We start from the raw sequence: 9,762 nt of genomic DNA, 5'->3' as shown, positions 1-9,762 counted from the left end.
ATTATACCAATTCACGAAAGTGTGACAACACTTTTATGAATTAAACACAAAACCCAGTAAGGTTTTGAGATTCCCAAAATGGCGTTGCCTTTCCCGTAAAGGATTAGAGGTTGCGGTGCTTTGCACCGCAACCTCTAATCCTTTACGGGAAAGGCAGTAGGACAATTTATGAAAAACTATATGATTGATTGCCCTAAAGCGGTATAATAATAAATCCTTGCTTCTATGTAAGTTCCTAGAAGCCAAATACTGACCGTAAGGAAAATATTAAATGACAGTTAAGCGTTTGTACGAAACCATGTATATCCTGCGTCCCGATCTTCCCGATCAGGAAGCCGATGCAGCGATCGCAAAATACCAAGACTTCTTAGTACAGCAAGAATCTGAAAATATCACGATTCAACACCGTGGTAGACGCAGATTAGCCTATGACATCAAGGGACACCGTGAAGGTATTTACATCCAAGTAAACTACTCTGCAACCCCTAAAACGATTGAAAGCCTAGAAAAATCCATGCGTCTTGCCGATGACGTGATTCGCTATCTAACGATTAAGTTAGATCCAGAAGCTATTGAAGAAGATGCTGAAGCAATTATTCCCGATGCTGAAGAACCAGTTGTTGTTGCTGCTGCCGAATAGTTAAACTATGGAGAAAATTACCCTTGATGTAATTTTCTCTCCAACAAAAAGATCCTCAATACAAAACCCAAAAATAGATTGGCGGCACTACGTGCCGCCAATCTATTTTTGGGTTTTAAAACTTATGTTGCTATATCAAAAAATTACAGGATGCCCCAGAAGTGCAATACACCTTGACCGCTAATTAGTTCGATCGCTAGTGCAGACACAAAGCCAATCATCGCTAAGCGTCCGTTCCAATTTTCAGCACCAGAAGTGAAACCCCAGTTCCATACATTACGGTTGTCGTCAGACATAATTGATATACCTTTTAACTAGCTTACATTTAGAAATGTAACAGATAGCTTAAACTTTCGCAATCTTTCTTGATATCTTTCTGCCCTAGGACAGACATAAAAATCATGCCAAGAGTTGCAGTGCTTCGCGCCGCAACCCTTGGCATGATTTTTTTATTTAAATTGCTGGGCTATAAGTAACTGGGCATAATTAATTTGCGAGCAAAATAGGGCTTTGACTTCGCTCGGACATCTGGACGCATTGCCTGAACGGGGTCAAATCCTCTCTTTACCCATTTTTGATTGTATACTCCCTTCCCGCTATAAAATTAGACATTAAAAACCAAGAATTAGCGTTGCGGCACGAAGCGCCGCAACGCTAATTCTTCACTGGGAAGGAAGTATCAGCAATTAAATCGAATTCAAATCCTATATTTAGGTGCGATCGCTTGTGAATTGGGTAGAATCCAAGAGATATTTCACGCAATAATTTACGCAAGGACAGAATTAACTATGCGAAAAATATGGATGAGGCTTCTGGCTGGCTGCTTAGCGTTGTTGATTAATTGGACAACAACTGGGGCAGTATGGGCAGCTAGTTCCCCAAAAGCTGGAGATCCTAAATTTCAGGGCGTACCGCTTCAGTGTTTTGTGTCCTTAGCTGACGCAGGGACATCCCCCGAAGCAAAGGTTGCTGCCTATACCGAAATTGCAGGTAAATATTTAGAATTGGATCTTTTGGATCGATCCACAAAAGTCTTGCAGAAAGGCTTAGCCGCAGCCAACGATATCCCTAAACCATCACTTCAAGCCTTTGCCCTATTAGATATCGCGGGACGATTGACTAAGGCTTCGCAACCAAAGTTGGCGATCGATTCCCTTAGTAAGGCTCTGGATATCGTTAAGGAATTAACTGATCCCGTGGATAAAGTTTTTGCGACTATCAAAATTGCTCAAGCCTATGGTGAAGCTGGCGACAAGAGTAGCGCCCAAAAGCTACTAATTGAGGCAAATAGGGAAACTCCCGAAATTATTGATGCCTACGTGAGATCCCGTGCTTTTGCCGCGATCGCCAATGCCTACACCGAAATTGGTGATGCGGCAAATTCTGAAGGAGCAATTGCGGCGGCAACGGATTTGTTGCCGATGATCGAAGACCCGAATATCAAGACAAGAGCAAGGGTAGAGATCGCAGGTAGCTACGCACAGGCTGGCGATCATGCTAAGGCGGTGGCTTCGTTAGGTGTAGTTTTTGAAGAATTCGATCAGATGCGCGATCGGGCGATCGCTTCTGCTAAGGATGCCGCTGATAAAGATGCTAAGAAATCCAAGCCCTCCCCAAATGCCGCCAAGGTAGCAAATAAAAACCTCAAGAATGTTGAGCCGAAAGAGACGAAAGCTGTCCCCGATCCCAAGGCTGTGGAACAAACGGCAACCGTCAATGCTGAAATTTTAAAAACGCGATCGCTCTTTCTGATTGCCAATCAGTACTTAGTTTCCAAGCAGTACGATAAGGCTTTGGAAGTTATTGCTAACCTTGATGATCAATCCGTAGAAAAGAGCGTGGGTATTGCTAACGTGGCAATTTCCTATGTCAAGGACAAGAATAATGAAAAGGCTCTTCAACTATTCGATCGGAGTTTGCAGGGTTTAACAAAGGTTACCCCTTCAAGTGATGTATTTACTCTATTGGTAGAAGTCGGTCGTCAATACCAGATCCTGAAAAAGGCGGAACTGGCTAAAACAGTATGGGCTCAAGCCTTAACAATTGCTCAAAATTTCTCTCAACCGATTGATCGCCTTTTTGCGTTTAATATCATTGCCAGCAACTACGGTGAGTTTGGTTTAAACGAACTAGTCGAGCCAATTTTACAAGAAAGCTTAGCGATCGCTAAAACTGCACCCGATCCGAATATTCGCTCCAGAGCGCATTCGGATATTAGCAGTGTTTATTGGACGATCGGTCAACGTGCTAAAGCCAAGGAAATTGCGCAAACGGTTGAAAACCCCGCCGAAAAACTGCAACTTGAAAAGCTATTTGCTTGCGCGACATAGCAATTGCTTAGCCAAAAAACAAGACTGGCGGCGCTTTGCGCCGCCAGTCTTGTTTTTTGTAGCTACAGTCACTTGACTTGAGAAAAATCAAACCCCAAGAATTGAGTGGCGGCGCGAAGCGCCGCCACTCAATTCTTGGAGTTACACTTGGCAACAGCTATATTCAAATTTTTATTCAAATTTTAAGGAGCTTAGGGCTGCCCACCGCTTGTCTAAAGTCTTATCTGAATTTTCGTCAGGACGATCCGATATCTCAAGGGCGGGCGCATCGGGAGCAATCTTAGGATAGGGAATAGCTAAGATTAATTGTTCGTACAGCCATGCCGCAGGATCGAAGTAACCATTGGGCGATAGGGACTCCACTAAGTCTCCAGTTTCTATTTCCCGTTCCTTGGGATACTCGCTTTCAGGTAACGGCTCAGCCAACCAAATCATCTCGGAAGTATCGATTACCAAGCGATAGTTGAATTGCACCAATGTGCGATCGCAGGTTAAGGTGATGATCGTTGACGCTTTGGCAGTGACTTCAATAAATGAACCAACGTGGCGTACGCTCATAAATCCTTGAACGGGGGTTAAGGTTTCTAGCCCTTCAAGGGTTTCTTTAAATTCAAATTCCTCCGTGGCATTAACAGCCTTGGCAATCTGAGGTATGTATAGGTTTTCCATTAGCTCTGCACCAATTTAACGATTAAGTGACGATTTGGCTCTCTACCCTGACTGTGGGTTTCGATATCGGCAAATTCTTCTAAAAGTTGGTGAATATGGCGACGATCGGCTGAAGACAATTGTTTAATAACAAATTCGGTCTTTGTCTCCCGCACTTGCTGTACGGCTTGATCTGCCAAGGATTGTAAATTGGCGAGGCGTTGCGATCGATAGCCATTTAATTCCACAGTATAAAAAATTCGGCTTTCCGCATCTGCTGGCTCTGCCTGTAGATGTCGATTGAACATAACATTAGCCAAATACTGCAAAGAGTCAAGCACTAGACCATCTTGACCTGTTAGTCGCTGAATTTGCTGAGCCTGCAAACCCTCAGGACTTATTTCCACCCAATAGTTTTTAGAAGTGTCGACCTGTTCTGGGGCTGTGTCTGCGAGTCTGATATCTACCGAAGTTGCATAACCCATCAATCCCAAAAGCTCTTGCAACCAATTTGCACTTGCGTTTACGCTTGCTTTTGTATTTGCTGAAGTATCTTCCATAAACCCACTTTCCCCATCAAATATCTATTCAATATTTTTGCAATATTGCCATAATTAATAATTAAAGTGGGCGGCACATCGCACCACCCACTTTAAATTAAGAGCCCTTCTTCTTTTTCTTAGAGTTCGATGAATTAGGCTCAAAAGGTATCGCGGACTTGGTAGGGCTCTTGCTATCCTTATCTTTGTCATCCACTAAGGTTGCTTTAGCTTTGGCATCAAAGGGAATCTTGCTCGTTTCCGTCTTGCTAGAAGCGATCGCCTTACCTTCAGCTTTAGAGCTAGCAGCGCCAGAACTAGCTGAAACTGCTACAAGCTTTTGTAAATTCTCAGGTAACGGTTCTTTGGCAACAATAAAAGCCTGCAAAGTTTGGAAAATATTGGCAATCAACATATAAAGCATGACTCCCGAAGGCAGAGGGAAAAACAAAAACATGCCAGAGAAAATAATCGGCGTGAGTTTGTTCATCGTTTCCTGCTGAGAAGATTCAGGAGTTGCATTAGCCATTTTAGGAGTAGAGCCACTGGATATGGATTGGTTCGCATAAAGACTTACGCCAAATCCTAATACCATGATCACAATGTCCCAGTTAATGCTGCCATCAGCATTTTTAACACCAGTTTTGCCAAGAGCCTTAATGAATAGGAAACCTTTATTAGAGGCAAGTCCGGGAACCGTTGCTTGTACTGTGACATCACCTGCTTGTTTGGCGATGACGGTTCCATCTTCTAGAACCTCAACTAAATCTTGACCTTTAGTGACTTTCCACTTGGTTGTCAGGTCAATATCTGGGTATTCATTGGATAAAGCATTAAAATCTTTACCTTCAGATGTCTGCAAAACGATTTTTGACTTCTCGCCGATCGCCAAGTTTGTACCATTTTCTGCGGTTGCCAATACTGGATAATGAACGCGATCGGCAAAGTAAACGTTTTGGCTAGGAGATGTAAAGGGCTGATGCTGGATCTGCGCTGTATTTTCAGGAGTCGCAATCTGAAAATTTAAAGAATAATTAATGTCGGCAAAGGGCGATCCCCTGAGGGTTGCAAACAGTGCAAACAGGATCGGTAATTGAATAATGGCAGGTAGGCATCCCGACAAGGGATTCCCAAACTCTTTGAAGTTTGCCGAGTTAACCTTGGCTAGCTCTTCTTGCTGCTTAGCTGGATCGCTCTTATAGCGCTCTTGAACTTCTTTGATTCTTTGTTGCATTACGGGGTTAGCAATTTTCATGCGTCGCATACTGCGAAGCTGATTAGCACTAACGGGGAACAACACAAAACGTACAACTAACGTTAATGCAATAATTGCCAATCCATAATTCGGCACGATGCCGTAGAAAAAATCTAGGAAAGGCAACATTATGTTGTTGGAAAGAAAACCTACACCGAAATCCATTTTCTACTTTACTGTTGGGTTTGCATCCGAATGATAACGAATATCACTCATGAAAATTAGGATCGCCCAAGATTTAATTTTCGAGGACGATCCTTCAATATTTTAGGCTTTGCCGCCGATCGCGCCACTGATGTCTCGCGCTTTGAGGCTCAGCCTCGATTCAATATATTCGTATGTTTCGCGAAATTTTGGCAAGGATTTTAGCTCTAGACGAGAACCATCCTTAAGAGTGAGTACCATGTCTCCCCAACTGCCCAGACCACGGGGGACAGTAACAATCTTGACGATCTCTGCATACACAACGTCTGTACGGGTTTGCCCCATCCAACCACCTGTAACAGTAATACGTCGATTGGTGATTCTATAGCGCAACCATAATGCTCTCGTGATGGCAGCAATACCAAAGGGAATTGTGATCACAAAAATACTCATCAGCAAACTAATAATTAGATCGCCAATGTGAGGTGCGCCTTCGTAGTAAACTTCCTCATTAACTGCCATGCAAAACCTTTGCCCTTGCTAGTAAATTCTTTAGGTCATCCCAAAGTTCTTGATAACTTGGCTTGCTTTGAACAGTAGTCACTGTTACAACTATTTGCAATCCACATCTCAATTGTGACAGAAGTTGCCGAAAAATGGCGCGAAGTTGACGCTTAAATCGATTACGGGTTACCGCCAACTTGCTGACTTTTTTGCTGACAACTATGCCTATCCTTGTTAAGGGAATATTGCTGTCAAAAAGGATTCGCAAGTTTAGGTAAGTGCCTCTATAGCGATCGCCATTGGCATATACTTTTGCGAAATCTTCTCGCCGCCGCAGACGGTTTTGATTAGGAAGCACTAGAGATTATCAATTGCAAATCAAATAAAATACAAAATAAAAGGCAAAATAAAAGGCAAATTGCGAGTTAAATCTAGCATTAGCGCATCGGAACGATCAAAACGATCAATTGACGATCGCCTATACGGTGGTGAGGCGAACTCTGCCTCTGCTGCGGCGAGCCTTGATTACTCGTCTGCCTGTGGGAGATTCCATTCTGGCGCGAAATCCAGAGGTGCGCTTCTTTTTGCGGACACTACCGCGTAGAGTACGTTTTGTCATAACCGTTACTTACTTATTTAGTTTCAAAGGATGTCATTTTTTCACAGGCTTTTAATCATAACACTTATTCTGAGCCTATGTATAGTTTTAGTAAGACAGTCTAAGAACTTATTTTCAGCTTTTTTTACCAATAAGATGGTTTGAAATCTTCGTCATTAGCGATCGCTACATTATCCCCTGATGGCTTAATTACAAACAAGCCTTGACGATAGGCATAGCGATCTATGCCTTCATTAATTTCTATGCCTGCTACTGCGCCATAGGCTTGATAGTCTTTGTAATGGGGAAAAGAAATTTTGAAACGCTTGAGCTTTTCGATAAATTCATCAACATCATCTTTGGAAAGTCGAGATTTGCACTCTACTAATACCAACTCAGTATCATCAATGGCTAAGATGTCGATCTCCATTGCTGCACCTTGTCGCTTGGTTCGCGCACGCGGATATACCTCTTTAACATCAATGCCTTTTTCTTGAAAAAGTCTTAAAACCGCAGGTTCAACTAACTCCTCCACAAAACGTCCCCAACGAGTAGTTAGCGCATCAATGGCTTTGCTAGTACGTTCAACTGTACGCTCTAATTTAGCTAAGCTTTTTTCGCGCTCAACAATAAGTCTCTCTAGTTCAGCTCTAGATTCTGTGGCGCGGCGATCGCTTTCAGCAAAACGGCGATCGCTTTCAGCAAAACGGCGATCAGCTTCAGCTATGCTCTTGTCTAATTTTTCTTGAGATCTTTCAAATAATTTATAAATATCTTCGATAGTTACAGGAGTTGTCATTTTTGTGAGCTTTTAATTTTCTGAAACTATTATATTTAATTTATTTTTAATTCCTTTGTAGAGCTTCGCTATAGCTGCGCCAACCAGTATGAACTCTTTTCGTAGGGACGTAATCTCCGCCCACAAGTAATGCCATTAAATCCGCAACTAAATCCGCAACAACATCATTACTCCAATAACCAGTATGAGCATCTGCCATCCCTAACGTCATCCCAGTATGACATTGACCGAAACGTAAAGCTCCTGATTCTGCTCTATTAGCGTGCCAAAAAAATTAATCGAGAAATTAATCGAGAAATTGATGGGTAAATAGAAACTTATCTGCCTTTCTTTTCCCAGAAATCAATAGTTAATAATGCGTCAATATCGAGACTAAATTGCCATGTATCAGGAAAATCTACGGACTTATAACCTGTATTTCTTCTAACTATGCGTAAAGCATCATCAAAAGCATCCTGAAATAAATCAGGGCTACTAACGTAATTTTTTAAACTCGGTGACTGCTTGAGAATATCCCTAAGGGCATTGCGTGTTCTATCAATGGTTTCCACCCAGCCTGCATAGTCATACTCACTTTTGACATAGCAACGCTTTAGCAAATGCTCGATGAGCGTAGTCAATCTTTGCTTTATTTCCCGTCTATCCCTACCAGCCAAACCTTCTAACTCCTCCACTAAATTTTCAATATCAAGATTTTGAAAATCACCAGCTTTTAACTGGGCGATCGCCTCTTCTAGCCAGAGATGAAGATCGCGATCGTAGAGGGATGTATTAGAAGGTTTGGGTAAGGCTTGAGTCATAGCAGACACTCAACAGCGAACAAATTAGCGAATGTACTCTTTTAAAACGCTATTGCGGTTAGGATGGCGCAATTTGCGGAGAGCCTTAGCTTCGATTTGGCGGATGCGTTCGCGGGTAACGTTGAAGATTTGCCCGATTTCTTCGAGGGTCTTCATGCGTCCGTCATCTAAGCCATAGCGGAGACGCAACACATCGCGTTCCCTAGGGCTAAGAGTACCTAACACGCTTTCGAGGTCTTCGCGTAGGAGACTCTTCGCAACTTGATCGTCTGGAGTTTCACCTTCGGACTCAATGAAGTCACCGAGGCGGGAGTCTTCTTCCTTACCGATAGGAGTTTCAAGAGAAATTGGCAACTGGGCAGATTTGGCGATGAAGCGGAGCTTTTCGATCGTCATTTCCATGCGAGTGGCGATTTCCTCCTCGGTGGGCTTGCGACCCATTTCTTGAGAAAGCAACTTAGTTGTTTTCTTAATTCTCGAAATGGTTTCGTAAAGGTGGACTGGAAGGCGAATAGTACGGGATTGATCGGCGATCGCGCGGGTAATTGCCTGACGAATCCACCATGTCGCATAGGTCGAGAATTTATAACCTTTCTCATGGTCGAACTTCTCGGCGGCACGGATCAAGCCTAAACTGCCCTCTTGGATCAAATCTTGGAAGGATAAGCCACGATTCATGTACTTTTTGGCGATCGATACTACTAGACGTAGGTTCGACTGCACCATTTTGTCCTTTGCCCTACGACCAGAGTGGAGACGTTTGCGAAATTCGCCGAGGGGCATCCCCATTTTGATTGCCCATTCTGGTTCGCGGACATCATCGGGATGACATTCAGCCTCAGTGGCTAATTCTTCGCGCTTTAATTCTAGTTCCAGTAGGTCGGCAATTTTACGCGCTAACTCAATTTCTTCATCAGCTCTGAGTAGGCGGATACGACCGATTTCTTGCAGGTAAAGGCGGATCGAGTCTTCGGTAAAATGTTTTTTCTTAGTCTGGCTAGCTCTTTTTTTTGTCCCCCTTGCTTTGCCAGTTTTGTCAGGGTCCTCATCAATGTCTGCGTCCTCATCTGAGTCATCAATTAAATCGTCCTTGTCGATTTCGATATCATCATCATCTTCAAGGTCTTCTTCAATTTCTTCAAGATTTCCGCCAAGTTTGCCAACAGGCAACTTGATTTCAATAGGTAGGTCGATGGCTGTTTTGCTCATGCCAGATTCCTCAGATCCGTACTGTCTAAAACTTTTTCTACGGGGATTTACACCTAGATGATTGTAGCTTGTCAAATATAAAAATGGTGATTTGAGCTACTTAGAATTGTGAAAATCCTGTCTAAGGGTCAATTTACAATTCTTGATTTTAGTCAAATTGGTGCAAATCCTACTTATACATTTATAGTCTAACGATGGCAACCCGACTACAAAAATTTTTTGACATGAGAATTTAAATAACTATAGCAACGTAAGAGATCGCTAGGACGAATCAAAACCCCAGAGATGAGTGGCGG

At 42.9% G+C, this 9,762-nt stretch carries 13 protein-coding genes; 2 read left to right on the top strand and 11 right to left on the bottom strand.

What is annotated here, in order from left to right:
• Positions 1-271: 271 nt before the first annotated feature.
• On the top strand, positions 272-640 hold the full coding sequence (rpsF, locus tag AC805_RS08330; RefSeq protein WP_055074994.1) for a 30S ribosomal protein S6: 369 nt from the start codon (positions 272-274) through the stop codon (positions 638-640).
• Positions 641-783: 143 nt separating this feature from the next.
• Here the strand turns inward: rpsF and AC805_RS08325 are convergent, their stop codons facing one another.
• The gene (locus tag AC805_RS08325) at positions 784-936 is read right to left on the bottom strand and encodes a chlorophyll A-B binding protein (protein WP_055074993.1); all 153 of its coding nucleotides are present in this window, start codon (positions 934-936) and stop codon (positions 784-786) included.
• A 492-nt stretch (positions 937-1,428) separates the two neighbouring features.
• Here AC805_RS08325 and AC805_RS08320 point away from each other — a divergent pair, with 492 nt between their 5' ends.
• Complete coding sequence (locus AC805_RS08320) at positions 1,429-2,970, top strand: lipopolysaccharide assembly protein LapB (RefSeq protein WP_156341352.1); 1,542 nt, start codon at positions 1,429-1,431, stop codon at positions 2,968-2,970.
• Between the two features lie 171 nt (positions 2,971-3,141).
• On the opposite strand, the gene AC805_RS08315 is transcribed toward AC805_RS08320, so the two are convergent.
• The 10 genes from AC805_RS08315 to rpoD all read right to left on the bottom strand — a co-directional run bounded on the left by AC805_RS08315 (position 3,142) and on the right by rpoD (position 9,466).
• On the bottom strand, positions 3,142-3,639 hold the full coding sequence (locus tag AC805_RS08315; RefSeq protein ID WP_055074991.1) for a DUF177 domain-containing protein: 498 nt from the start codon (positions 3,637-3,639) through the stop codon (positions 3,142-3,144).
• Positions 3,639-4,178 carry a R3H domain-containing nucleic acid-binding protein gene (locus AC805_RS08310; protein ID WP_055074990.1) on the bottom strand — a complete coding sequence of 180 codons (540 nt, stop codon included), beginning with the start codon at positions 4,176-4,178 and terminating at the stop codon, positions 3,639-3,641. The genes AC805_RS08315 and AC805_RS08310 overlap by 1 nt, the downstream gene beginning before the upstream one ends.
• A 97-nt stretch (positions 4,179-4,275) precedes the next feature.
• Positions 4,276-5,577 (bottom strand): membrane protein insertase YidC, encoded by a 1,302-nt coding sequence (yidC, locus tag AC805_RS08305; protein WP_055074989.1) that lies wholly within the window; start codon positions 5,575-5,577, stop codon positions 4,276-4,278.
• A 102-nt stretch (positions 5,578-5,679) separates the two neighbouring features.
• On the bottom strand, positions 5,680-6,078 hold the full coding sequence (locus tag AC805_RS08300; RefSeq protein WP_055074988.1) for a PH domain-containing protein: 399 nt from the start codon (positions 6,076-6,078) through the stop codon (positions 5,680-5,682).
• Positions 6,068-6,418, bottom strand: a complete 351-nt coding sequence (gene rnpA, locus AC805_RS08295) for a ribonuclease P protein component (protein WP_009626677.1) — start codon at positions 6,416-6,418, stop codon at positions 6,068-6,070. Before rnpA ends, AC805_RS08300 begins: the two co-directional genes overlap by 11 nt.
• A gap of 120 nt (positions 6,419-6,538) precedes the next feature.
• Positions 6,539-6,679, bottom strand: a complete 141-nt coding sequence (gene rpmH, locus AC805_RS24595; protein WP_009626678.1) for a 50S ribosomal protein L34 — start codon at positions 6,677-6,679, stop codon at positions 6,539-6,541.
• Between the two features lie 124 nt (positions 6,680-6,803).
• On the bottom strand, positions 6,804-7,457 hold the full coding sequence (locus AC805_RS08290) for a DUF3782 domain-containing protein (protein ID WP_055074987.1): 654 nt from the start codon (positions 7,455-7,457) through the stop codon (positions 6,804-6,806).
• Positions 7,458-7,503: 46 nt separating this feature from the next.
• Positions 7,504-7,656, bottom strand: coding sequence for a hypothetical protein (locus AC805_RS25505; protein ID WP_156341351.1), 153 nt, complete (start codon positions 7,654-7,656; stop codon positions 7,504-7,506).
• A 118-nt stretch (positions 7,657-7,774) separates the two neighbouring features.
• Positions 7,775-8,257, bottom strand: coding sequence for a DUF29 domain-containing protein (locus AC805_RS08285; protein ID WP_055074986.1), 483 nt, complete (start codon positions 8,255-8,257; stop codon positions 7,775-7,777).
• A 24-nt stretch (positions 8,258-8,281) separates the two neighbouring features.
• Positions 8,282-9,466: an RNA polymerase sigma factor RpoD gene (gene rpoD / locus AC805_RS08280; protein WP_055074985.1), complete on the bottom strand. Its 1,185-nt coding sequence runs from the start codon at positions 9,464-9,466 to the stop codon at positions 8,282-8,284.
• Positions 9,467-9,762 lie beyond the last annotated feature (296 nt).

The sequence above is a fragment of the Pseudanabaena sp. 'Roaring Creek' genome, assembly GCF_001402795.1.
Classification (GTDB): domain Bacteria; phylum Cyanobacteriota; class Cyanobacteriia; order Pseudanabaenales; family Pseudanabaenaceae; genus Pseudanabaena.
Note: the sequence above shows the minus strand (reverse complement) of the source record. Positions and strands in the feature narration are given on the sequence as shown.

Coding starts and splice junctions, on each gene's coding strand:
- AC805_RS25505 (WP_156341351.1), bottom strand. CDS start 7,656: ATGGCAGATGCTCATACTGGTTATTGGAGTAATGATGTTGTTGCGGAT.
- AC805_RS08290 (WP_055074987.1), bottom strand. CDS start 7,457: ATGACAACTCCTGTAACTATCGAAGATATTTATAAATTATTTGAAAGA.
- yidC (WP_055074989.1), bottom strand. CDS start 5,577: ATGGATTTCGGTGTAGGTTTTCTTTCCAACAACATAATGTTGCCTTTC.
- AC805_RS08300 (WP_055074988.1), bottom strand. CDS start 6,078: ATGGCAGTTAATGAGGAAGTTTACTACGAAGGCGCACCTCACATTGGC.
- AC805_RS08310 (WP_055074990.1), bottom strand. CDS start 4,178: ATGGAAGATACTTCAGCAAATACAAAAGCAAGCGTAAACGCAAGTGCA.
- AC805_RS08285 (WP_055074986.1), bottom strand. CDS start 8,257: ATGACTCAAGCCTTACCCAAACCTTCTAATACATCCCTCTACGATCGC.
- rpoD (WP_055074985.1), bottom strand. CDS start 9,466: ATGAGCAAAACAGCCATCGACCTACCTATTGAAATCAAGTTGCCTGTT.
- AC805_RS08325 (WP_055074993.1), bottom strand. CDS start 936: ATGTCTGACGACAACCGTAATGTATGGAACTGGGGTTTCACTTCTGGT.
- AC805_RS08320 (WP_156341352.1), top strand. CDS start 1,429: ATGCGAAAAATATGGATGAGGCTTCTGGCTGGCTGCTTAGCGTTGTTG.
- rpsF (WP_055074994.1), top strand. CDS start 272: ATGACAGTTAAGCGTTTGTACGAAACCATGTATATCCTGCGTCCCGAT.
- AC805_RS08315 (WP_055074991.1), bottom strand. CDS start 3,639: ATGGAAAACCTATACATACCTCAGATTGCCAAGGCTGTTAATGCCACG.
- rpmH (WP_009626678.1), bottom strand. CDS start 6,679: ATGACAAAACGTACTCTACGCGGTAGTGTCCGCAAAAAGAAGCGCACC.